Genomic DNA, 24,190 nt, shown 5'->3' on the forward strand with positions numbered 1-24,190 from the left:
GTAGTAGCAGTGTCTGGGCGCATCGCTGGGCGGGGACCGGTCAGCGGCCTTGGTAGTCCGTCGTGTGTTCCGGGCCGTCCGTGAGGAACGCGGTGACGGCGCGGCGGTGGTCGGTGGTCGCGGCCACCGCCGCGGCAAGGGCCGGAAGGGCGGAGTCAGCCGTGCGGACGCCGCCGTCGAGGTAGCGGCGTACGACGTCCTTGGTGGCCGCGTGGGCGCGGGTGGGTCCGAGGGCGAGACGCATCGCGTAGGCATGCGCGTCGGTGTCGAACGAGGCCGGGGGGAACAGGGCGTTGACCACGCCCCAGTCGGCCAGCACGGCCCCGCGGTACAGATCGCCCGTCATGACGAGCTCGCGAGCCCGGGCCGGACCGGCGCGTTCGGCCAGACGCTGGGTGCCGCCCATCGCCGGTGTGAACGCGATCTTCCGCTCGACCAGGCCGAACCGGGCCTGCGGTGTGGCGACCACGAGGTCGCAGGCCAGCGCCAGTTCGAAGGCGGCGGTGAGGGTCAGCGAGTGCGCGGCGAACACGGTGGGGCAGGGCAGCGCCTCAAGCATCTGCGTGATGCCCAGCTGGGCCTGCCAGAAGGCCGCGGCGTCCTCAGAGGCGAGCCCGGCGAAGACACTCACATCGACACCGGCACTGACGACGCGGCCCTGCGCCCGCACGAGCAGGGCACGCGGGGGGTGAGCGGTCAGCCAGGCGACCGCATCCGCCCACGCGGCCCACATCGCCTTGTCGAACAGGTTCATCGGCGGGCTGTCCAGGGTGAGGACGGCGAGCGGACCGTCGAAGGTCAGCCGCAGTACCGCACTCTCTCCCGTGAGTGTCTCGGGGAGCGTCATGACCGGAGGGAGCGTCATGACACCTTCCGGAAGATGCTGATCGCGTTGTTGCCGCCGAACCCGAAGGCGTTGTTCTGGACGTGCCGCAGGTGCGGCATGGCCAGCGGTGAGCCGGTGACCAGGTTGAGGTCCAGCTCCACGTCGTCGGGATCGACCGCGGTCGGCGGCACCAGGCCGTGCCGCAGTGCCAGGCAGGCCGCCACCGCTCCGGCCGCTCCGGCAGCGCCCATCAGGTGCCCGATGGTGCTCTTGATCGCGGTGACCGCCGCTCGCGGATAGTCCTCGGCGAAGATGCTGCCCTCGATGGTGTCGTTGGCGCGGCTGCCGGTGCCGTGGGCGAAGATCACGTCGATGTCGTCGGCCTTCAGGCCGGCTTCGTCCAGCGACCGGCGATGGCAGGCGGCGACCCCGTCCCGGTCGGGGGCGGTGGGATGGCTCGCGTCATTGCTGACGGCGGTGGCCAGCACCTCGGCGTAGGGGGTGGCGTCCGGGCTGAGGGCGCGCTCGGTCTGCAGGACCAGCATGCCCGCGCCCTCCGACGGCGTGACATAGCGCCGGCTCCTGGTGAAGGGCTTGCAGGGCGTGGGGCCGATGGCCTGCAGGGTGTTGAATCCGATGATGTTCTTTTCCGAGTAGGGGTCGCAGCCCCCGACGACCGCCGTGTCGGCGACGCCCGACCGCAGCATCTCCAGTGCGCAGGACAGTGCCACGTTCGCGGAGGCGCACGTGCTCTGCAGCATGTACGCCGGGCCCGAGGCGCCGACGGTGGCGGCCACGCCCTGGGCGATCGAGTAGCTGGAGAATCCACCGGTCTCGGCGCCGCTGCGGCGTCCGGCGACCACGTCCTCCAGAGCCTCGGCCTGGCCGTCACTGCTGCCGACACAGACGACGGCATTGCGCAGAGCCCGGTCCCCGGGAGTCAGTCCGGCGTCCCGCAGTGCCTCCAGCGCGGCGAACTCCGCGAAGAGGGAGGCGTGGCGCGGGCGTTCCCGGGTGACTTCCCGGACCTGGGCGAGGGCGGTGTCGCGCGCCTCCCGCGGCACCCGGCCGCCGAGGATGCCGGGCTTCATGCCGGCGTAGAGCGGAGGCAGTTCCTCGAAGCGGCTGCGGCCCGCGCACAGGTCGTCCCAGAAGGGCCCGGCACCCGCGCCGGCCGGTGAGATGATGCCGAGTCCGGTGATGAAGACCCTTGCTGTTCCCTGGTTCACAAGGACTCCCTGTCCGTGCCGTTCGCTTGTTGCCGGGTCACCGTCACGCAGGCGTGCCGGCCGTCCGGGGCGTGGCATTCCAGGACGGCCCGCTCGGCGGGTTCCAGGGTGTGGACCAGGTCCAGGAAGGCGCGCGTGGCGAAGGCGCTGTTGCGCTCCGCGAAGGCGACGGGCGTCGCGTCGACGGCGTCCGAGCCCCGGGCGACGGCCTTGCACACGATGCGCGTGAGACCCGGGTGAGGCGCCCGGGCGGCGCCGAAGTCGAACTCGGCGGTGAGCTCGGTGCCCTTGTGCAGGAACGCGTGGGCGATGCCGTCCCGGCAGAGCACTTCGGGCGTGTCGAGCTGTACGTCCGCGACGGCCTCCGGCGCGTAGACGTCGCCGACGAGGAGCCGACTGACGTCGGAGCGTTCACGGCTGAGGGTCGACAGCGCCTGCCACAGAGCGACGACCGGCGTGAGCACGCCCGCGTTGATCGTCATGTTGCGCCCGGTCGCCCCGACGCGGAGGTTGACGTACGCCGACGCCGAACTGGAGGTGGCGTTGGGGAAGTACTGGGCGGACAGCAGCTTTCCCTTTTCCGCGGCGTGCCGCTGGAGGCGGGCCAGTGCGGCGGTGTTGCCGTACTCCGTACCGATCACCACGGTGTCGTCGGTGCGTGTCCCGGCGCTCGCGCCCACCCCGGAGGCGTCGGCCTCGCGCAGGGTGAGATACAGGCAGGTCCGGGTGAACGCGTCGCGGAACTGGTCGCCCGCGGTGCCGATGACGTCGAGCCAGTCGGGCGGCAGGCCCTCGTGGTCGTCCGTGCCCTTCGTCGGCCCGGGCGCGCACAGCGTCACCGGACCCAGGGAGAAATCAAACAACGCAACTCTCCATGGCGCTGATTCGGGTGGGCGAGGGCGTGGCGGTGTCAGGCGCCGACGTGCTCGCTCACATGCCGCTGGAGGTCGCCCACCGTGACGAGGTCGCGGGAGAATTCGTCGCCGAGTTCCACGTCCAGGACCGCTTCCACCTGGACGACGACGTCGATCAGTTTGAGGGAATCGATGTTCAGATCGGTCTTGAGATCCTGATCGGCCGAGATTTCAAAGGAATCCGGAAGTTCCGCGATCTGCTTCAGGACTTCGGAAATGCGACCGTCGATGACATTGCCCGACACGTTTCCCCCATTTTTAACGAGACGCTTGACGGGGACGGACACTAATCACGAGTTGAGCGGCTTGTCAACGAACGCCGGACGAACCTTACGTCCCTCATGCAGGTACGTACCGGATGTGAACGTATGAGTGGAAACTCGCCCCATTCCGAATGGCCGAAAAGTGCACCCGATGGGCTGGATTCAGCCAGGAGTGCTCGATAGCTGGCGGAAGAATCGCTGCTCCTGGAGCTCAGACGGACATATTTCCGGCCAGGAGCCCCGCTGGGTGAAAACTTTGGTGACCCAGATCACGTTGCGACGTGTGGCCACTTCAACTAAGTTCCATTTCTCGTTGGGGAAATTCGCAAAACCGGGGGACATTTAGCATGCCTGTAAACCCTTCGACTCTCTCGCGCCAGGGATATGACCGCTGGGATCTCGGCGCCGAATTCGGAATCGATGAGGGAAACGCCGACTATCAGGCGCTCAAGGCCGCATACGGCGATCTCCCGGAGGATCCGTACGCGACCGGCTCGGGCCGATACCGCCGCTACGCCCGCGGCGTCTACCTGCCCTGGTCCAACGAATTCCACTGGATGCCGGCCACGGAAAGCCAGGCCCGCGAGGGAATGAACGGCTACTACCAGGGCGACAACAATCCCGAATACGTGAACGTCACCCGCAACCTCCCCGCCATCAGCGATGAGGTCTGCAACAACAAGCTCCTGCTGGACATGATCCGGTTCGACTTCTCCCAGACCCGCTGGAACGAGGACGACTCGGTCTGGCCGCTCTACGTCGGGGTCCACCTGATCAAGCTGCACATCGAGGAGGACGGCCATGAGGCCGTCTCCTCCCCGAACGAACTGCACCAGGACGGCGAGCCGTACGTCTTCGCCCACCTGATCTACCGCGACAACGCCGAGGGCGGCGCCAACCTCATCGCCACCCCCGACTACCGGGGCAAGCAGCCGGAGGACGTCCCGCCCGCGGACCGGCTCTCCGAGTTCCAGATGGAACGGCCCCTGGAGGCGTACGCCATCACGGACCACCTCGTCAGCCACTACGTCGGCCCCATCCGCAAGGGCAGCGAAGAGCGGCCCGGGGAGCGGGCCATCCTCCTGGCCGACTGGGTCCCCATGCGCCACCGCATCTGAGAGGGGCGCCACATGAACGGGGTGCGTTACCGCTACGAGCGCCCGGTGGACGCCGGCGCCGCCGACGAACTGCGCAAGGCCCTGGCGTTCCACTACGGGGACGTCACGGTGCGTCAGCTGGACAAGGGCATCGACGTCGTCGTGGCGGCCGGGCCGTCCGAGCCGGAACTGGCCGAGATGGTCCGCCACTTCCTGCGCGGTCACCGCGATGTGCCGGCCACGATCGTCGCCGAGCATCCGGGACGTCCCGGACTGTCCTGCGGCCTGCCCGACGACCACCGGATCGCGGTGGCCCGGGGAGCCTATCTGCACGGCCCGGAGTGGACCGCGGCCATGGACCACGTGCGCGAGCTGTGCCGGGAGCGGCTCGCCGAGCCGTTCGGCGCACCGCTGCTGGCCGGATCGGCGCAGATCTCCCGGGACGTGCTGGTGCGGGCCGGGTACTACAAGAAGTTCCCGAACCTGGTGAACGCGGTCGCCCGGATCCGCGACCACTACTGGGACGGTGTCACCGTCTCGCAGCTGCGGCCCCAGCAGACCGAGGCCCTGGACTCCTTCTACCGGCCGGCCGAGACCGTCCTCACGCCGGTCACCTGCTACCACGTGTACGCGAACGCAGCCGAGCTCAAGAACCGCTACGGCACAGGTCTGTTCGCCATCGACGGCCCGGTCTTCCGGCACGAGTCCCACAACCACAGCGCGACCCGGCTGGGCGAGTTCAGGATGTTCGAACTCGTCCGGATGGGCAGCGCCGAAGAGGTCGCGGACGACTTCGAGCGCATGATGAAGGCCTTCACCGCGTTCTTCGCGGAACTCGGTGTGCCGCACCGCATCATCAGTGCCTCCGATGCGTTCTTCGGGGACGCGCCGACGATGACGCGCGAGGCCCAGCTGCTCAACAAGAGCAAGTTCGAGGTGCGGGTCCCGCTCGGCGACGGCGAACTGTCCGTGGCCAGCGTCAACTCGCACGGCGAGGTGTTCGCCGACTCCTTCGGGCTGCGCGACCTCGGGGCCGAGGCCACCTGCTGTGCGGGGATCGGCCTGGACCGGCTCACGTACGCCCTGCTGTCGTACGGCCTGCTCGGCACGCCGGCCTGACCGGCCCGCTGCAGGACCCTGACCCATCGAGGAATGAGTTCCATGGAAGACCTGAAGAAGGTCGTCGACGATCTGCTGGAGCAGCTCGCGCAGGCACAGGACGTTCCGGCCGACGCCGAACCGTCACGGATCATCGTCAGCTCACTCGACCAGATGCGTTTCCTGGTCGGCCTGGAGGAGCGGCTCGACGCCATGCTGGACGTGGGCGACGTGCTGCCCTTCGACCTGACGGACCGTGAGGCGCTCCTCAAGAGCGTGCACGAGCTGCTCGTCGAATCCGGAGTGACCCCGTGAGCCACGTGCCCGGCGGTGGTGACCGGCCATGAGCACCGCCCGGGCACGGCTGCTCGACCTGGGGGCGATGCGCGAGGTCGTGCGCGTCTCGGTGCCGCTGATGTTCGGGATGGTCGGCAACCTGCTCCTGATGCTGGTCGACCGGATCTGCCTGGCCCGCTACTCGGAGGACGCCCTCAAGGCGTCCGGGCCCGCCGTCTTCACCGCGACCACGGTGATCATGGTGACCACCGGGGCGGTCGGCATCACCCGCTCCTACGTGGCGCAGGCACACGGCCGCGGCGAAGAGCGCGACGCGCTCGACGAGGGCGCCAACGGATTCGTCCTCGGCCTCGTGCTCTCCGCGCTGCTGCTGCTGACCACCCCGCTGCTGATGCGGGTGCCGGCGCTGAGCGGACAGCCCGCGCACATCCAGGAACTGGAGGCACAGTTCCTGGGCCTGTCCACCCTCTACGGCTCCGTCATGACGCTCAACATGGCGCTGTCGTCGTACTTCAACGGGATGGGACGGACCCGGGTGCCGATGACGGTCGGCATCATGGGCCAGGCCGTCGGCATCGTCATGACGGTCGGCCTCGTCTTCGGCCGCTTCGGGCTGCCGGAGCTGGGCATGCGGGGCTCCGCGCTCGGCACGCTCAGCGCCGTGTCCGTCATGTTCCTCGGGTACGCCGTGTGCCTGCCCCGCGGCTACGCGGCGGGCTTCGGCCGGCTGCTGCGCCGGGGAGGCAAGCACGCCGCCGGGGTGCTGTGGCTGCGGTTGCGGCGCGGCGCGCCCGCGGGCGGCTCGCTCAGCCTGGAGGAGCTGGGGCAGACCGCGTTCGTCTGGCTGGCCGGCGTCCTCGGATCGGTGGCGCTCGCCGCGAACAACGTCGCCCTGGCACTGAACTACGCGGCCGTCATCCCGCTGATCGGTCTCGGGCTGGGCTGCAACATCCTGTGCGGCAAGGCCGTCGGCGCCGGGCTGCATCGCGACATCCCGCACATCATGCGGGTCACCCTGACGATCTCCGGCGCGTACGTGGCCGTGGTCGCGGCTTTCCAGATCGGTGCCCCGACCCTGTTGCTGAGCCCGTTCGGACTTGACGGGGCGGGCCCCGCCGTGACCGGAAACGCCGTGGAGACCTCGCGGGTGCTGTGGACGTACTCCGCCGCGTTCATGTTCTCCATGGTCGGCTCGGGCGTCCTGGAGTGCCTCGGCCTCGCCCGCTTCGGATTCGTGGCGCGGATCGTCCTCATGTGGTGTCTGTGCGTACCCACGATCACCGTGTTCGTGCTGCTCAACCGCGGCGACGCGGACGTGCTCCCGGGGATGTGGGTGATCTTCTCCGCCTTCGAGGCGGTGATGGCGGCGGTCTGCCTGTGGCGCATCCGACGCGCCGTCGCCAACGAGGAGAACAGGCTCCACACCACCGAACCGGTCCAGCAGACCGCCTGATCGACCACCTGACAGAGAGTGTGGCCTTTCCCGTGAACGTACTCATCCTCGGTCGTGAGGAAGACTGCCGCGACTACCTCGACTACGCGCAACGGCGCGGCTTCACCGTGCGCTTCTTCGACCCGCCGCGGCTCACCGCCGACCGTGCCGACTGGCGGCGGACCGTCGCCGAAGGCGTCGACCTCACCGGCATCGACGACGTGATCTCCTTCCATGACAGCTACCAGATCCAACTGGAGCTGCTGCGCGGTGAACTGGGCCTGCCCACCCGCGACATCGACACACTGCTGTGCCTCGCCGACAAGACCCGGTTCAAGGCACACCCCGCGGTCCGCGACCACATCACCCGCCACATCGAACTCGATCCGTCGGCGAAGGCACCCGCTGCGCTCGCGGCCGTCAGCGCCGCCCTGTCCTTCCCCGTCGTGGTCAAGCCCTCCAACGGCTTCTACAGCGCGGGCGTGGTGAAGGCCGCGACACCGGAGGAGTTCCCGAAGGCCTTCCTGCAGACCAAGCGGGTCTGCACGGTGCTGCGCGAGGGAGCCGGCCAGTCCGGGATGCTCGCGGAGGAGTACCTCGACGGCAACGAGTACGCCGTCGACGGCATGGTCAGCGACGGCCGGATCATCCCGCTGCAGATCCACCGGAAACTGCCGCCCCTGGTGGGCCCCCTCTTCCACGAAGTGGCCTACCTGACCGAGCCGTTCGACGCGGAGCTGGGCCGTGACTTCACCGCCCTGCTGGAGCACGTGATCCCGGGCGTCGGCCTGGACAACTCGCCCTTCCACGCGGAGTTCCGGTTCGACGGCCAAGGGCGGCTGCGCATCCTCGAACTCGCCCCACGGCTGTGCGGCGGCGGTACCACCACGTACCAGCAACTGCGCATCTGCACCGGAATCGACGCCTACGACCTGCTGCACAGGCTGGGCCGCGAGCCCCTCGCCCCCGAGCCGCTGCACCACCGCGTGGCACTGGAATACGACGCCCCCATCGAGCGCAGCGGCTTCCTCAAGAACACCGCCCGCGCGGTCGAGGTGTGCCACAAGAACGACGTCACCACCGTGCATCTGCACCGCGAGGACGGCCAGTTCGTGCTCGCCCCACCGCTCAACTTCGAGACGGTCCTCACGGCCTACTTCGCCCGCGACACCCGCGAAGAGGCCGAGGCACTGCTGGATGTCCTGATGACCGACTGCACGATCGAGACCGAAACGGAAAAGTCCTCATGAGGCCGGAAATCAAGCGCGCTCAGCACACCATCCCCACCGGCGCCAGCTCGCCGCTGCGCGCCTGCCGCAACGTCGAAAGCGCCCCGCTGGTCGTCGCCGAGGCCCACGGGCAGTATCTCCACGACATCGACGGCACCCGGTACGTCGACTTCATGTACGGCTTCGGGCCGCTCATCCTCGGACACGCCCCGCAGCCCGTCAGCGACGCCATCGCCCGCCAGGCCGCGAACGGCACGCTGTTCGGCACGTACTGCGTGCAGGAGGTCGAGTTGGCCGAGCGCATCGCCGAGACCGCCGGCCACCTGGAGCAACTGCGCTTCGTGTGCAGCGGCACCGAGGCCGTGATGTCCACGCTCAGGCTGGCCCGCGCCCACACCGGGCGCACCGGCGTGCTGCGCTTCAACGGCGGCTACCACGGCCACTTCGACCTGGTGCAGAACAAGGACGAGGCACGCATGCGCGACGCCGGTCTCGACCCGGCCGCGATGCGTTCCAACGTCTACGCCGAGTACAACGACACCGAGAGCGTCGAGCGCGCCTTCGCCGAGCACCCCGGCCGGATCGCCGCCGTGGTCGTCGAACCCATCGCCTGCAACATGTCCCTCGTGCTGCCGCAGGACGGCTTCCTCGCCGACCTGCGCCGCATCTGCGACCGCGAGGGCACGCTGCTGATCTTCGACGAGGTCATCACCGGCTTCCGGCTCACCTACGGACCGGCCTCCGAACTGCTCGGTGTCGCCCCGGACCTCACCGCCTTCGGCAAGATCATCGGAGGGGGCACGCCCGTCGGCGCGTTCGGCGGCCGCCGCGACATCATGCGGCTGCTCGACGAGGAGCAGGTCCTGCAGGGGGGCACCCTGGCCGGAAATCCGCTGACCATGGCGGCCGGCCTCGCCACCCTGGACGTGCTGGCCGAGCCCGGCTTCTACGAGGACCTGGAGCGCAAGGGCGCCCTCCTGGAGGCCGCGGTGGAGCGTCACAGGGCCGAGAAGGGGCTCGACTTCCACTTCGTGCGCACCGGCAGCATCTTCGCGTTCATCTTCGTTCCGCGCAGTGCCACGGTGCGCCGCAAGGCGGACGTCGCCGCCCAGCCTGTGTCGCCGTACACCACGCTGTACGCGGGCATCCGCGAGGCCGGCTACCACCTGGCGCCGGACATCGAGGAGCCGATGTACATCTCCGCCGCGACGACGGACGAGACGCTGGAGGACTTCGCGGCCCGCGCCGTCGAACTCCTCGCCGCGGACCCGAACACGCCGGTCGTCACCCCGGCCTAGGGGCGTTTCCAAAGTCCTGCACAGCACCCACGGCGCCCGGCACGCACTCTCGCCGCACCGGCCGAAACCCCGAGTACGTCCAGTACGAGGGCTTTCGTCCGGCACGCCGAGAGCACGCACCGGACACCGCGGGCACCGCACCGGACTTTCGAAACACCCCTAGGAACGCTCCTCGGCCGGGCGGGCGCCGCTGTCCGGCGCCCGCCCGGCGCACAGGACACCCCCCTGGTACGACCGCGGGCGGTGCCCGCCCGCCCAGAGTCGACGGGACTTTTCATGAACAACGAGGCCGGGACCCTTCCCCTCCTCCCCACCCAAGAGAGCGTGCTGTTCGCCGAGACGGCACACGGACGGCCGGGCACCCACAACCTGGCCCTGGCGCTGCGGCTCTCCGGTCCGCTCGACCGTGCCGCTCTCGACGGCGCGCTGCGCACCCTGACCGAGCGGCACGAGGCGTTGCGGACGGGCATCACCGAGCACGCGGGCGGGCCGCGTCAGTCGATCGCCGACGCGGTGACCGTGCCCGTCGAGGAGACCGACCTCACGGCCACCGCCCCGGACCTCATCGACGGCGTCCTCGACCGGCACTGCACCGAGGCACAGGACCGGCCGTTCCGGCTCGACCGGGCACCGCTGCTGCGAGCCACGCTGTTCCGGCTCGACACGCAGCGCCACGTCCTGCTGCTCGTCGCGCACCACACCATCGCCGACGGCGACTCCCTCGACGTCCTCGCGCGCGAGTTCGCCGTCCTGTACGCGGCGCACGCCGAGGGACGGCCCAGCCCGCTGCCGCCCGCCCCCGGCTATGCGGACCATGTCGCAGCCCGTCTCTCCGGAGCCCACGACCGGCGCCGGGCCCGGGCCCTGGAGTACTGGTGCGCCGAACTCGACGGTGCCCCCGCCACCCTGGACCTGCCCATGGCCCGGCTGGGCGGCTCCACCGGCCGGCACGCGGCCACCCACCGCCGGGATCTGCCGCGGCCGGTGGCCGCACAGCTGCGCGCGCTGGCCGGCGAACACCGCGCGAGTCTCTTCTCCGTGCTCGCCGCCGGGGCCTTCGCCCTGTTCGGGCGCTACACCGGCGAGAGCGACATCGTGCTCGGCGTGCCCCTGTCCACCCGTCTGGAACCGGGCTCCGAAAGCCTCGTCGCCCTGACGGTCAACACCATGCCGCTGCGCGTCAGGTTCGACGCCGACGAAGAGTTCCTGCCGCTGCTGCGCCAGGTCCAGGGCCGCACCTTCCAGGCGCTGCGCCATCAGGGCGTGCCCTTCCACGAGCTGGTCCACACGGTCAACCCGCCCCGGAACGCGGGCCGTCAGCCGGTGTTCCAGCTGGCCCTCAACCACGTCCGCACCGGCCCCGAGGCCGTGCCGGGAGCCGGGCTGCTGGTGGAGTCGCTGCCGATCGCCAACGCGACGGCCGCATTCGAGCTGATGCTCACCTTCGTGGAGTCCGGTGACGACATCCGGTTCTACGTCGAGTACGACACCGAGCGCTTCGACGACAGCGGTGTCCGCACCCTCGCGGACCATCTGGCCAACCTCCTCACCGCTGTCTGCGCCGACCCCCGTACCCCCCTCACCGGCATCGACCTGATGGACGAGGAGGAACGGCGGCGCGTCCTGCACCACTGGAACAGCACCGGCGCACCCCTCACGGACGACACGGTGCCGGTCCTGTTCGCGCGGCAGGCCGCACGGCACGGCGACACGACCGCCGTCGTCTGCGGCTCGGACACCCTCAGCTATCGCGAACTCGACCGGCGCTCCGCCCGAATGGCCCGGTTGCTCTCCGAACGCGGCGTCGGCCGGGGCGACTTCGTGGGCCTGGCGACACACCGCTCCACGGCCACCGTCGTCGCCCTGCTCGCCGTACTCAGGGCGGGCGCCGCCTACGTGCCGCTCGACCCCGTCTATCCGCCCGAGCGACTGGCGTTCATGGTCGAGGACGCCGCCCCCGCCCTGGTGATCAGCGAGTCCTCCGCCGTCGGCAGCCTCCCGGCCCACCCCGACGCACCCCCGGTCCTGCTGTGGGACGACCCCTCTGTGCAGGCCTTCCTCGATGCGCCCGGCGACGGCACGTTCGAGCGTGCGGTGACCGCCGACCAGACCGCCTACGTCATCTACACCTCCGGCTCGACCGGCCGGCCCAAGGGCGTCGAGGTCACCCACCGCAACATCGCCAACCTCGCCGCCTGGGCCGCGGACGCCTTCGGCGACGGACTGCGACGGGTGCTCGCCGCCACCTCCCTGAGCTTCGACGTCTCCGTGTTCGAGATCCTCGGGCCGCTGCTCAACGGCGGCAGCATCGAAATCGTCCGCGACCTGCTGGAGATCGGCGAACGCGGCGGCTGGCAGGGCACACTCGTCAGCGGCGTCCCCTCGGTCCTTGACCGGCTCATCGCCGACGGAGCCCCCGACCTGCGCGCCGACCACCTCGTCCTCGCGGGCGAGGCACTGACCCCGCAGGTCGCCGCCCGGCTGCGGGCCGCCGTACCGGGTGCGCGGCTGGTCAACGCCTACGGCCCCACCGAGACCACCGTGTACGCCAGCGCCTCCGCCACCCGCGACGACGAGGCCGGGACCGCCGAGGACGCGCCGCCCATCGGACGCCCCCTGCGCAACACCCGCCTGTACGTGCTCGACGACCGGATGCGGCCCCAACCCGTCGGCGTGCCCGGTGAGCTGTACATCGCCGGCGCCGGCGTCACCCGCGGCTATCTGCACCGGCCCGACCTCACCGAGGCCCGCTTCCTCCTCGACCCCCACGGGGAACCCGGCGCCCGTATGTACCGCTCCGGCGACATCGTGCTGCGCCGGCCCGACGGGCAGCTGCAGTACGTCGGACGCGCCGACGACCAGGTCAAGCTCCGCGGCTTCCGCATCGAACCCAGCGAGGTGGAGGCGGTCCTCGGCGAGCAGCCCGAGGTGGCCCAGGCCGTCGTCGTCCTGCACCAGGACCGCCAGGGCGAACGCCGGCTGGTCGGCTATGTCACGCCTGCACCCGGCACCACACCGGACCCGGCCCGGCTGCGCGCCGCGGTCGCCCGGCTGCTGCCCGAGTACATGGTCCCGGCCGCCGTTGTCCCGCTGGACGCGCTGCCGCTGTCGCCGGCCGGCAAACTGGACCGGGGCCGGCTGCCGGCCCCCGACTTCGGCGCCCTCGTCGGGCGCCCACCCCGGACCCCGGACGAGACCGCCCTCGCCGCGCTGTTCGCCGAGGCGCTCGGCCTGCCCCAGGTGTCGGCCACCGACAGCTTCTTCGACCTCGGCGGGCACTCGCTGATGGCGATCCAGCTCGTCCGCAGGATCTGCGCGCGACTGGGCACCGAGCTGACCGTGCGCGACCTGTTCGAGACGCCGACCGTGCAGGGCCTGGCCCAACGACTGCGACCCCACGGTGCCACGGCCGCGAGCGCGCCGAGGGCACCCTCCAACGACTTCGGGGTGCTGCTGCCCCTGCGCACCAGAGGCAGCAGGCCCCCGCTGTTCTGCATCCACCCGGGTTTCGGACTCAGTTGGAGCTACGCCGCACTGATGCGCAGGCTGGACGGGGAGCAGCCCGTGTACGCCCTGCAGGCGCGCGGCATCATCCCCGGCGAGGAGATGCCCGACAGCTACCAGGAGTTGCTCGACGACTATCTGCGCCAGATCCGCGACGTGCGCCCGCACGGGCCGTACCGGCTGCTCGGCTGGTCCTTCGGCGGACTGGTCGCCCACTCCCTGGCCACGCGGCTGCAGGCCGAGGGGGAGCGGGTCGAACTGGTCGCGATGCTGGACACCGTGATGGTCACCGGCGACGAGACCGAGCCGGCGGATCTGCGGGAGCTGATCGAGACCGAGACGGCCGCTGTACGTCAGGTGGTGCCCGACGAGCAGCGGCTGCTGGCGGTCGTGGAGAACCTGATCCGGCTGCGCGAGCAGTTCCGCCCCGAGCGGTTGCGAGGCGACGTGCTGTTCCTGGTCGCCGCCGAGGAACCGGGGCGCCCGCCCTCCTTCAGCGAACCGTGGCTGCCGTACGTCGAGGGCCGGCTCCTTGAGCACCGCATCGCCTGCACCCACCTGGAGATGCTGAACGCCCGGCCCGCCCGGGAGATCGGCGACCTGGTGGCCAAAGCGCTCGACGCACTCGGCGACACGGCCCCGCAGCGGGACCGCTGACGGCGCCGGCACGCGCCGCACACCGCCCGGACGACCTGAGACGGGCTCATGAACCGACTCCCTCGCGGGAGGCACCGGATACGGAGAAGGGCTCGCACCATGCCTCGTACTGCCCTGGTACTCGGCGGGAACCGCGGTATCGGCCTGGCCGTCGCACGGCACCTGGCCGCCCGCGGCGACCGGGTCGCCGTCAGCCACCGCACAGGTGAGCCGCCCCCGGGGCTGTTCGCCGTGCGCTGCGACGTCACGGACTCCGAGGCGGTGACCGAGGCCTGCACCCGGGTCAAGGCGGAACTGGGCCCCGTGGAGGTGCTGGTCCACAACGCGGGCATCACCCATGACGGGCCGCTGGCCGCCATGACCGCGGAGGACTTCGAGGCGCCGCTGCGCACCAACCTGCTCGGCGCGTTCCACGGGATCAGGCCGGTACTGCGGGGCATGATGCGCGCCCGCTGGGGGCGCATCGTCCTGATGTCCTCCACCGTCGCGCTGTCCGGCGCGATCGGCCAGACCAACTACGCCGCCTCCAAGGCCGGGCTCATCGGCCTGGCCCGGTCACTGGCGCTGGAGGTGGCCGGCCACGGCATCACCGTCAACGTCGTCGCCCCCGGCTACACGGACACGGACATGGTCGCGGCCATGCCCGCCGAGAAGCGGCAGAGCCTCCTGGCGACCGTGCCCATGCGGCGTATGGCCACCGCCGACGAGGTCGCGGCGGCGGTCGGCTACCTCACCGACGAGGCGGCCGGCTACGTCACCGGCACGGTGCTGCCCGTCGACGGAGGGATCGGCATGGGCCACTGACACGACCTCACCACCACTTGAACCACCCACCACCACTTGAACCACCCACCACCACTTGAACCACCCACCACCACTTGAACCACCCACCACCACTTGAACCACCCACCACCACTTGAACCACCCACCATCACTTGAACCACCCACTGCCACTTGAACCACCCACTGTCACCCGCACTACCCCCTGCCACCCGCACCACAGCCACGGCCGCTCGGACAGCCGGACCGACCCACGCGAGGAGGAACAGGCAATGCGCCCGCCCGCTGGACCGGCCATGCCCGTGAAGGCCCTGCCGGGACCGGACGCACACCACCGGTCCAGGACCCCGCTCGCCATGGTGCGCCGCACCGCGGACGTCCTGCCCCTGCTGGACTCGGTCACGCTCGCCCCCTACGAACGGGACCGCGCCGCCCGACTGCCGGCGGGGGAGCGCCGCGCCGACTATCTGGCAGCGCATGTGCTGGTGCGCGTGTGTGCGGCGCGCCTGCTCGATGTGCCCCCTGCCGCCCTGATGCTCGGTCAGCTCTGCGAGGAGTGCGGCGGCGAGGACCACGGCAGACCGTTCCTCCGCGACCGCCCCGGCGTAGGCGTCAGCCTGTCCCACGCCCGGGGGGCCGTCGCCGCCGCCGCGGGCCCGGGTCCCGTCGGCGTGGATGTGGAGGACGCCTCGGCCGCGGTGTTCGACCCCCGGGTGGCCGCCCGGGTACTGGCGCCCGCAGAACTCGCCGCGGTCCGCGCCGGACCCGACCCCGCACGTTCCTTCCTCCGCCTGTGGGTGCGCAAGGAGGCCTTGGTGAAGGTGGGCCTGGCGACGCTCGGCGGACTGCGCGGAGTCGACCTCACGGCCCCCGGCACCCCGGCCGGCTGGCGGATCGCCGACTGGAGCAGCCCGGACGGCGGCCTCATCGCCGCCGCCGTCGCGCACACCACCCCCGCCGTCGACGGCGGGACAGACCTCAGTTCCTCTCGTTTCGCCTATTCAGGAGAGCAGCACGCATGACTGCGAACCAGTCCGTGGCAGGCAACCGGACCCGCACGGCGATCCCGCGCCGGTTCCTGATGTGCCCCCCGCGCCACTTCGACGTCACCTACTCCATCAACCCGTGGATGAATCCCGGCAAGGCCGTGGACGGCGCCCTCGCACTGCGCCAGTGGGAGGGACTGCGCGACCTGTACCGGGAACTCGGGCACACCGTGCTGGAGATCGAACCGGACCTCGGACTGCCCGACATGGTCTTCGCGGCCAACGGCGCGACCGTGGTCGACGGCAAGGTCCTCGGCGCCCGCTTCCGCCATGTCGAGCGCACCGCGGAGGGCCCCCTCTATCTGGAGTGGTTCCAGCGGCAGGGCTTCGAGGAGCTGTACTGGCCGGAGCACATCAACGAGGGCGAGGGCGACTACCTGACCGTCGGCCGTCGGCTGCTCGCCGGCACGGGCTTCCGTACCGACCAGCGCTCGCACTTCGAGGCCCAGGAGTTCTTCGGACTGCCCGTCACCAGCCTCCGGCTGGTGAATCCGTCGTACTACCACCTGGACACCGCGCTCGCCGTCCTCTCGGACGACGAGGTGGCGTACTACCCGAAGGCGTTCTCCGAGGGCAGCCAGGCAGTGCTGCGCGAGATGTTCCCGGACGCCGTTCTGGCATCCGACGAGGACGCGGCGGTGTTCGGGCTGAACATGCTCTCCGACGGCCGGCACGTACTCCTGCCGAAGGCGGCCACCGCACTCCAGCGGCAGCTCGCCGAGCGCGGTTTCGAGCCGATCGGAGTCGAGCTGACCGAGCTTCTCAAGGCCGGCGGCAGCGTCAAGTGCTGCACCCTCGAACTGCGGAGCTGACGCCCATGGACAGCCACATCGTCGAACAGTACGACGACACCGCCGTCAACTGCCTCACCGGGAGCTACTCGGTCCTCGCCGGCATCGCGGGCCGGCCCGTGGAGGAACAGACCGTCTTCGAGCGCGGGGACGGCTACCTGTTCCAGGCGGGCCTCGACGAGTCGGGATACCCGGAGTACATCTTCCCGGTCGAGGAGGCCGGCGCTCTCGGCATGACGCGGTCGGGCTTCACGGTGCACAAGGAGCCCATCGACTTCCGTGCGCCGGGACCGCAGCTCGAAGCGCTCCTGAAGCGGCACCGGGCGGTCATCGTGTGGGTCAACACGGCTCACCTCAACTACGCCGACGTCTACCGCGAGAACAACCCGTACCTGCACGCGGTCGTCGTCCGGAAGATCTCCGCGGACCACGGGCACGTCGATGTGCACGACAGTCTCGTCGTCGGCCCGCAGCCGTTCAGCTGCCGCGCCGCGGTGACCTTCGACGACCTGGTCCGGTCGGCCGCCGACCGCATCAAGAGCGACGCGCACGACGCGATGGGCTTCTTCTACGCGGTTTCCGACGACCTCCGGGCCGACGGCGACGGTGGCGACGGCGACGGCTCCGCGGACCGGATCGCGGCTGCCGGTGAGAGGTGTGTGGGCGGCGCGGAGCTGAGTGCCGCCCTGACCCGTCAGGCGGAGCGCTTCTTCGCCGAGGACCGTTTCCGGGGGGCGATCCGCCGCTACCAGGAGCTGTGCGAGGAGTGCTTCGCGGGCCCGCCCGAACGCGCAGCCGTCGGTGCCCGGCGGCTCTTCCATCACGCCTCGGTCCTCTACGCGGTGCCCAGCCTGCAGTTGATGGCCCGCTCCCTGCGGGCCGCCGGCGCCTCGGAGCGCAGCCTCGCCCTGCACGAGGAGGCCACACGGCACTGGGAGGCCATGGGTGTGCTCGCCCTGCGCCACGAAGCGACGTCCGCTCCGTCGGTGCTGAAGCGGATCACGCAGCGGTTCGACCAGCTGGACGAGGTGACCGTGAACCTGTGGGAGTCCGTGGCGGCCGGCCCAGAGGTGCGCTGAAAAATCTTGAGTGTGTTACCGGCATTCGCTGTACGTTGAGCGGAAGCGCCGCACCGGTGGCGCTTCCGTGGCCGGCCGAGCTTCGTGCGGTGCCGCTACTGCGACGAGAAGGGGCCGGGAGCCGGCGCGAACCCACCGCGCCCTGCTTCGCCCGCGTTCCCGCAGTGCGCTCGCTGTGCACCGGACACGGTAGACACCCGTAGTCCAGAAGCCATTTCGAGGTGTGCCCACGATGTTCCTGACCATCACCACCACCGGCACCCCGGACCGCCCCGCCACGGATCTCGGCTTCCTGCTGCACAAGCACCCCGACAAATCGCAGGCGTTCTCGACGTCCTACGGCACGGCGCACGTCCTCTACCCCGAGGCGGACGCCCGGCGCTGCACGGCCGCGCTCCTGCTGGAGGTCGACGCGGTGGCGCTGGTGCGGCGGGGCAAGGGCAAGGGACGCGGAGGGGCGCCCGACGCGGCGCTCGCGCAGTACGTCAACGACCGCCCGTATGCGGCGTCCTCGCTGCTCGCCGTGGCCCTGAGCAGCGTGTTCTCCAGCGCGATCAAGGGCACCTGCCACGCCCGCCCCGAGCTGCCGGCGCAGCCGCGCCCGCTGCGCGTCGAGGTGCCCGCGCTGCCGGCGCGCGGCGGCCCGGAGCTCGTACGACGACTCTTCGAACCACTGGGCTGGGCGGTCCGCGTCGACGCGGTGCCACTGGACACCGCGTTCCCGGGCTGGGGCGACTCGCGGTACGTGCGCCTCGTGCTGGACTCCGAGACGCTGACCCTCGCCGAGGCGCTGCGCCATCTGTACGTGCTGCTTCCGGTCCTCGACGACGCCAAGCACTACTGGGTGGCCGGCGACGAGGTCGACAAGCTGCTGCGCGCCGGTGAGGGCTGGCTGCCGGAGCACCCGGAGCAGAAGCTGATCACCAGCCGTTATCTCTCGCGCCGCTGGTCGCTGACCCGGCAGGCGATGGAACGGCTGGAGCTGGTGCGGCTCGCGGAGGCGGACGACACCGAGGTCGAGGAGATCGACAACGCCGTGAGGGCGGAGACCGAGACGGAGGAGAAGCCGACCCCGCTCGCCGTGCAGCGGCGGGACGCGATCATCGCCGCGCTCGGCGCGTCCGGTGCCGCGCGCGTGCTCGATCTCGGCTGCGGGCAGGGCCAGTTGGTGCAGGCCCTGCTCAAGGACCCTCGGTTCACGGAGATCGTCGGCGTCGACGTGTCGGTGCGCGCGCTGACCATCGCCTCCCGGCGCCTCAAGCTGGACCGCATGGGCGAGCGGCATGCCTCGCGCGTCAGCCTCTTCCAGGGCTCACTCGCGTACACCGACAAGCGGCTCAAGGGGTACGACGCCGCCGTGCTCAGCGAGGTGATCGAGCACCTCGACCTGCCGCGGCTGCCCGCCCTGGAGTACGCGGTGTTCGGCTCGGCCCGCCCGCGCACGGTCCTCGTGACCACCCCGAACGTCGAGTACAACGTCCGCTGGGAGTCCCTCCCGGCCGGCCACGTCCGGCACGGCGACCACCGCTTCGAGTGGACGCGGGAGGAGTTCCGGACCTGGGCGCGCACGGTCGCCGAACGGCACGGCTACACGGTGGAGTTCGTGCCCGTCGGGCCCGACGACCCGGAGGTGGGGCCGCCCACCCAGATGGCCGTTTTCGAAACGAGCACAGCCAACGTGAAGACCGAGACCAAGAAGGAGGCGAAGGCAGCATGACCGAGGCAACTGAGAAGAAGGGACGGGTCCTCCCCGTCACCGACCTCTCCCTCGTCGTCCTCGTCGGCGCCTCCGGCTCCGGCAAGTCGACCTTCGCCCGCCGGCACTTCAAGCCGACCGAGGTGATCTCCTCCGACTTCTGTCGCGGCCTGGTCTCCGACGACGAGAACGACCAGAGCGCCACCCGGGACGCCTTCGACGTCCTGCACTACATCGCGGGCAAGCGCCTGGCCGCCGGCCGCCGCACGGTCGTCGACGCGACCAGCGTGCAGCAGGACAGCCGTCGCCAGCTGATCGACCTGGCCAGGCAGCACGACGTGCTGCCCATCGCCATCGTGCTGGACGTCCCGGAGGAGGTGTGCGCCGAACGCAACGCGGGCCGCTCCGACCGGGCCGACATGCCGCGCCGCGTCATCCAGCGCCACATCCGTGAACTGCGCCGCTCCGTCCGTCACTTGGAGCGCGAGGGCTTCCGCAAGGTGCACATCCTGCGCGGCGTGGAGGACGCCGAGAACGCCACCGTCGTCACCGAGAAGCGCTTCAACGACCTGACCCACCTCACCGGCCCGTTCGACATCATCGGCGACATCCACGGCTGCGCCTTCGAACTGGAGTCGCTGCTGGGCAAGTTGGGCTACGCGGACGGCGTCCACCCGGACGGCCGTACGGCCGTCTTCGTCGGTGACCTCGTCGACCGCGGCCCGGACAGCCCGGGCGTGCTGCGCCGGGTCATGTCGATGGTCGGCTCGGGCAACGCCCTGTGCGTGCCGGGCAACCACGAGAACAAGTACGGCCGTCACCTCAAGGGCCGCAACGTCCAGCACACCCACGGCCTCGCCGAGACCATCGAGCAGATGGAGGGCGAGAGCGACGAGTTCCGCGCCCAGGTGCGGGCGTTCATCGACGGGCTGGTCAGCCACTACGTCCTCGACGGCGGCAAGCTGGTGGTCTGTCACGCCGGTCTGCCGGAGAAGTACCACGGCCGCACCTCCGGCCGGGTCCGCTCGCACGCGCTGTACGGCGACACGACCGGTGAGACCGACGAGTTCGGGCTGCCGGTGCGCTACCCGTGGGCGGAGGACTACCGAGGCCGGGCGGCCGTGGTCTACGGCCACACCCCCGTCCCGGACGCGACCTGGCTCAACAACACCATCTGCCTGGACACCGGCGCCGTCTTCGGCGGCAAGCTCACCGCACTGCGCTGGCCGGAGCGCGAACTGGTCGACGTTCCGGCCGAGCAGGTCTGGTACGAGCCGTCGAGGCCGCTGCGGACCGAGGCGCCCGGCGGACAGGACGGCCGGCCGCTCGACCTGAACGACGTGCACGGCCGCCGGGTCGTCGAGACCCGGCACCAGGGCCGTGTCTCGGTCCGTGAGGAGAACGCGGCCGCGGCCCTGGAGGTCATGAGCCGCTTCGCCGTCGACCCGCGCCTGCTGCCGTACCTCCCGCCGACCATGGCACCGACGGCGACTTCGCACGTCGACGGCTACCTTGAGCATCCCGTCGAGGCCTTCGCGCAGTACGCGGCGGACGGGGTGGCGCGGGTCGTGTGCGAGGAGAAGCACATGGGCTCGCGGGCGGTGGCGCTGGTGTGCCGGGACGCCGAGGCCGCGCGCAGGCGGTTCGGCGTCGACGGCCCCACGGGCTCGCTGTACACCCGTACCGGACGCCCGTTCCTCGACGACGAGTCGGTGACGGAGGAGATCCTCGGCCGCGTCCGCAGGGCGGTCACCGAGGCCGGCCTGTGGGACGAACTGGAGACGGACTGGCTCCTGCTGGACGCCGAGCTGATGCCGTGGTCGCTGAAGGCGTCCGGTCTGCTGCGGTCGCAGTACGCGGCCGTCGGTGCCGCCTCCGGCGCGGTGTTCCCGGGTGCGCTCGCCGCACTGGAGGGCGCCGCCGCGCGGGGCGTCGAGGTCACCGACCTGCTGGCCCGCCAGCGCGAGCGCGCCTCGAACGCGGCAGCGTTCACGGACGCCTACCGCCACTACTGCTGGACGACCGAGGGACTGGAGGGCGTACGTCTCGCGCCGTTCCAGATCCTCGCCGTCCAGGGCCGCAGCCTCGCCGCCGTTCCGCACGACGAGCAACTCGCCCTGCTGGACCGGCTGGTGGAGCACGACGGCAGCGGTCTGCTGCAGACCACCCGACGGCTGTACGTCGACACCGCGGACCCGGAGTCGGTGCGGGCGGGCGTCCACTGGTGGCTGGAGATGACCGGTCGTGGCGGCGAGGGCATGGTCGTGAAGCCGCTGGGCGCGCTGGTGCGGAGCGGCGAGGGCCGGCTGGTCCAGCCCGGCATCAAGTGCCGCGGCCGCGAGTACCTGCGGATCATCTACGGCCCGGAGTACACGCGACCCGACAACCTCGCCCGTCTGCGTGGCCGCTTCCTCAACCACAAGCGGTCGCTGGCGACCCGCGAGTACGCCCTGGGTCTGGAGGCCCTGGACCGGCTGGCGGAGGGCGAGCCGCTGTGGCGGGTGCACGAGGCGGTGTTCGGGGTGCTGGCGCTGGAGTCCGAGCCGGTGGACCCACGGCTTTGAGCCATTCGTGAGCGGTGTTCACACGAGCACCATGGAAACCTTGTGTCGCGCACATATCCCCGCCTAACTTGAACAACCTTACGCATCAGGGGAGTTCGAGGAGGGCGGGGTCGGCGTGGAGATCAAGAAGGTAGTGGTCCGGGAGGAAGAGAAGACCAACCGGCAGCCGCGGATCGTGGAGAAACGGCCGACCCGCTGACCGGTCGACGGGGCGGCATGCGCATCACGCTCGTGACCATGCCCTGGCACCCCATCGATCTGCCGTCGCTGCAGATCGGCCTGTTGCACGCCCTCGTCTCGCGCACCCGTCCACAGGACGCGGTGCGCGAGTTCCACGGATCGCTGCGCTGGGCGGAGTTCCTGCTGGAGCGCTCCGGCGGCCGGCTGCGGCCGGGTGACTACGTCCGGGTCGGCAGCGACTCGATCTTCCACGGCCTCGGCGACTGGGTCTTCTCCGGCGTGCTCTACGACGACCCCGACTGGGGCGGCGAACGGCTGCGGGACTACGCCGAGCGGCATGCGATCACCGTCGGCACGGCCCGCGACATGCGCGCCTACGCGGCCGAGTTCATCGCCGAGTGCGCGGACGCCGTACTCGCCGACGATCCGGACGTGGCCGGCTTCACGACCACCTTCATGCAGAACGTGTCCTCGCTCGCGCTGGCCCGCGAACTCAAGCGCCGCAGCCCCCGGTTGACGATCGTCTTCGGCGGCAGCAACTGCGACGGCCCGATGGGACACGCCCTGCACCGCAATCACCGGTTCGTCGACCAGGTGGTGCGCGGCGAGGGGGAGTACGCCTTCCCGGCTCTCCTGCGTCACCTCGACGAGGGCACGCCGCCCGCGGACGTGCCGGGCCTGTGCTGGTGGGACGGCGAGACGTCCCGGGCCAACGACGAGTCACGGCGCACCGTGGCGCCCGCCGACATCCCCTCGCCCGACTACGACCAGTGGCAGTCGGCGCTCGACGCCTCCCCGGTCGCCGAGTACGTGCACCCCAAACTGGTCGTCGAGGGAGCGCGCGGCTGCTGGTGGGGCGAGAAGCACCACTGCACCTTCTGCGGGCTCAACGGCTCGGCCATGGCCTTCCGCGCCAAGCCCGGCGAGCGGCTGTGGGACGAGGTCGACCACCTCGTCCGCCGGCATCGCATCCTCGACGTCGTCACCGTCGACAACATCATCGACATGGCCTACTTCAGGGACTTCCTGCCGCGGGCCGCCGCGAGCGGCTGGGACCTGCGCATGCACTACGAGGTCAAGTCCAACCTCACCCGCGAGCAGCTGGCCCTCCTCGCCGACTCGGGCACCGTCCACATCCAGCCCGGCATCGAGAGCCTCGGCAGCCGTGTCCTCGACCTGATGGACAAGGGCGTCACGGGCGCGCGCAACGTCCGCACCCTCCGCGAGTGCGAGAACCACTCGCTCACCTGCTCCTGGAACCTCCTCTACGGCTTCCCGGGGGAGAGCGCCGACGACTACGCGGCCGTCGTCGACCAACTCCCCGCGCTCGTCCACCTCCAGCCCCCGGGCGGCGCGCACCGTATCCAACTGGAGCGGTTCAGCCCCCACTTCGACGATCCCGGCCTCGGCTTCGGCAAGCGCGCTCCGGCCGAGATGTACCAGCACGTCTACGACCTGCCCGAGAGCGAACTCACCGATCTGGTCTACCTGTTCGACACCGAGGACGCCGGTCTCGGGGGCGAGGCCGAGGCGCGGCTCAAGCAGGCGGTCGAGCGCTGGCTGCTCGGCCACCCCAGCTCGACGCTGACGTTCGAGGAGGACGGCGACGCCCTGTTCGTACACGACCGGCGGCGTGGCTGGCCGTCGCGTACCCACCGGTTCACGGGCTGGCAGGCGGACGCCCTGCGGCTCCTGGAGTCCGGCCGGAACGCGGCGGCACTGCACCGCCTGCTCACCGGGAACGGACACCCGCTCACGCCCGGGCAGGTGGCCGAGTGGCTCCGACGCGCCCTGGAACTGGGCCTGTTGTTCCGTGACGGGCGGACGTACGTCTCCCTGCCCACCTGGCGTGTGCCGGTGCGGATGGACGAGCCGGGTCAGGTCTACGGAAGCTTCTACCACCGGCGCGGGCCCGGTTTCGTCATCGTGATGGACCGGAGGGACAAGGAGGCGTCGGCCCGCTACACGTTCGACGACCCCGACCTGCTCGCCACCTTCGACGCGCTTCAGGAGCCCACTCCGCTCGACGAACTGACCGGCGTCCAGCAGGAGGCGGCGTCGCTGCTGGCCTGCGAAGGGCTGGCTCTGCTCGCCGACGGCCGGGCGGTGGCTCTGCCGCCCCGAATCCAGCACTGGCCCGTGCCCTGCACCGGAATCTGACGCGTGACCGTCCCACCGGACGACCGGCGCGGCAGCGGGCGGGGCAGGAA

18 protein-coding genes are annotated in these 24,190 nt (G+C 70.7%); 14 read left to right on the forward strand and 4 right to left on the reverse strand.

Annotated elements, in window-relative coordinates:
- Positions 1–40: 40 nt before the first annotated feature.
- From OG870_RS34455 to OG870_RS34470, 4 genes are read right to left on the reverse strand one after another with little or no spacing between them, the layout of a single operon-like run.
- Positions 41–865: an enoyl-CoA hydratase/isomerase family protein gene (locus tag OG870_RS34455; protein WP_266522773.1), complete on the reverse strand. Its 825-nt coding sequence runs from the start codon at positions 863–865 to the stop codon at positions 41–43.
- Positions 862–2,055: a beta-ketoacyl synthase N-terminal-like domain-containing protein gene (locus OG870_RS34460; protein ID WP_266590566.1), complete on the reverse strand. Its 1,194-nt coding sequence runs from the start codon at positions 2,053–2,055 to the stop codon at positions 862–864. Before OG870_RS34460 ends, OG870_RS34455 begins: the two co-directional genes overlap by 4 nt.
- Entirely contained in the window at positions 2,052–2,918 is an 867-nt protein-coding gene (locus tag OG870_RS34465) for a hypothetical protein (RefSeq protein ID WP_327691808.1), read from the reverse strand. Before OG870_RS34465 ends, OG870_RS34460 begins: the two co-directional genes overlap by 4 nt.
- A gap of 47 nt (positions 2,919–2,965) precedes the next feature.
- Positions 2,966–3,214, reverse strand: coding sequence for an acyl carrier protein (locus tag OG870_RS34470; protein WP_266522776.1), 249 nt, complete (start codon positions 3,212–3,214; stop codon positions 2,966–2,968).
- Positions 3,215–3,579: 365 nt separating this feature from the next.
- Between OG870_RS34470 and OG870_RS34475 the strand changes: the two genes are divergently transcribed.
- The 14 genes from OG870_RS34475 (at position 3,580) to OG870_RS34540 (ending at position 24,140) form a co-directional block, all read left to right on the forward strand.
- Complete coding sequence (locus tag OG870_RS34475) at positions 3,580–4,350, forward strand: 2OG-Fe dioxygenase family protein (protein WP_266590572.1); 771 nt, start codon at positions 3,580–3,582, stop codon at positions 4,348–4,350.
- A 12-nt stretch (positions 4,351–4,362) separates the two neighbouring features.
- Positions 4,363–5,448 carry an aminoacyl--tRNA ligase-related protein gene (locus tag OG870_RS34480; protein ID WP_266522778.1) on the forward strand — a complete coding sequence of 362 codons (1,086 nt, stop codon included), beginning with the start codon at positions 4,363–4,365 and terminating at the stop codon, positions 5,446–5,448.
- Positions 5,449–5,490: 42 nt separating this feature from the next.
- The gene (locus OG870_RS34485; protein WP_266522780.1) at positions 5,491–5,742 is read left to right on the forward strand and encodes a hypothetical protein; all 252 of its coding nucleotides are present in this window, start codon (positions 5,491–5,493) and stop codon (positions 5,740–5,742) included.
- A 28-nt stretch (positions 5,743–5,770) separates the two neighbouring features.
- The gene (locus OG870_RS34490) at positions 5,771–7,177 is read left to right on the forward strand and encodes an MATE family efflux transporter (protein WP_266522782.1); all 1,407 of its coding nucleotides are present in this window, start codon (positions 5,771–5,773) and stop codon (positions 7,175–7,177) included.
- A 32-nt stretch (positions 7,178–7,209) separates the two neighbouring features.
- Positions 7,210–8,406, forward strand: a complete 1,197-nt coding sequence (locus OG870_RS34495; protein WP_266590576.1) for an ATP-grasp domain-containing protein — start codon at positions 7,210–7,212, stop codon at positions 8,404–8,406.
- Positions 8,403–9,683, forward strand: coding sequence for an aspartate aminotransferase family protein (locus tag OG870_RS34500; RefSeq protein ID WP_327691809.1), 1,281 nt, complete (start codon positions 8,403–8,405; stop codon positions 9,681–9,683). Before OG870_RS34495 ends, OG870_RS34500 begins: the two co-directional genes overlap by 4 nt.
- Before the next feature lie 276 nt (positions 9,684–9,959).
- A complete protein-coding gene (locus OG870_RS34505; RefSeq protein WP_327691810.1) occupies positions 9,960–13,844 on the forward strand; it encodes a non-ribosomal peptide synthetase in 3,885 nt (1,294 codons plus the stop codon).
- A gap of 99 nt (positions 13,845–13,943) precedes the next feature.
- Positions 13,944–14,648: a 3-oxoacyl-ACP reductase FabG gene (fabG, locus tag OG870_RS34510; protein WP_266522790.1), complete on the forward strand. Its 705-nt coding sequence runs from the start codon at positions 13,944–13,946 to the stop codon at positions 14,646–14,648.
- 248 nt (positions 14,649–14,896) lie between these two features.
- The gene (locus OG870_RS34515) at positions 14,897–15,646 is read left to right on the forward strand and encodes a 4'-phosphopantetheinyl transferase family protein (RefSeq protein WP_266522792.1); all 750 of its coding nucleotides are present in this window, start codon (positions 14,897–14,899) and stop codon (positions 15,644–15,646) included.
- Entirely contained in the window at positions 15,643–16,482 is an 840-nt protein-coding gene (ddaH, locus tag OG870_RS34520) for a dimethylargininase (protein WP_266522794.1), read from the forward strand. The genes OG870_RS34515 and ddaH overlap by 4 nt, the downstream gene beginning before the upstream one ends.
- 5 nt (positions 16,483–16,487) lie before the next feature.
- Entirely contained in the window at positions 16,488–17,540 is a 1,053-nt protein-coding gene (locus OG870_RS34525) for a hypothetical protein (protein ID WP_327691811.1), read from the forward strand.
- A 232-nt stretch (positions 17,541–17,772) separates the two neighbouring features.
- Positions 17,773–19,257 (forward strand): 3' terminal RNA ribose 2'-O-methyltransferase Hen1, encoded by a 1,485-nt coding sequence (locus OG870_RS34530; protein ID WP_327691812.1) that lies wholly within the window; start codon positions 17,773–17,775, stop codon positions 19,255–19,257.
- Positions 19,254–21,800: a polynucleotide kinase-phosphatase gene (locus OG870_RS34535; RefSeq protein ID WP_327691813.1), complete on the forward strand. Its 2,547-nt coding sequence runs from the start codon at positions 19,254–19,256 to the stop codon at positions 21,798–21,800. Before OG870_RS34530 ends, OG870_RS34535 begins: the two co-directional genes overlap by 4 nt.
- Positions 21,801–22,016: 216 nt before the next feature.
- Positions 22,017–24,140 carry a RiPP maturation radical SAM C-methyltransferase gene (locus OG870_RS34540; RefSeq protein WP_327691814.1) on the forward strand — a complete coding sequence of 708 codons (2,124 nt, stop codon included), beginning with the start codon at positions 22,017–22,019 and terminating at the stop codon, positions 24,138–24,140.
- Positions 24,141–24,190: the final 50 nt, after the last annotated feature.

It is taken from the genome of Streptomyces sp. NBC_00461 (assembly GCF_036013935.1).
Classification (GTDB): domain Bacteria; phylum Actinomycetota; class Actinomycetes; order Streptomycetales; family Streptomycetaceae; genus Streptomyces.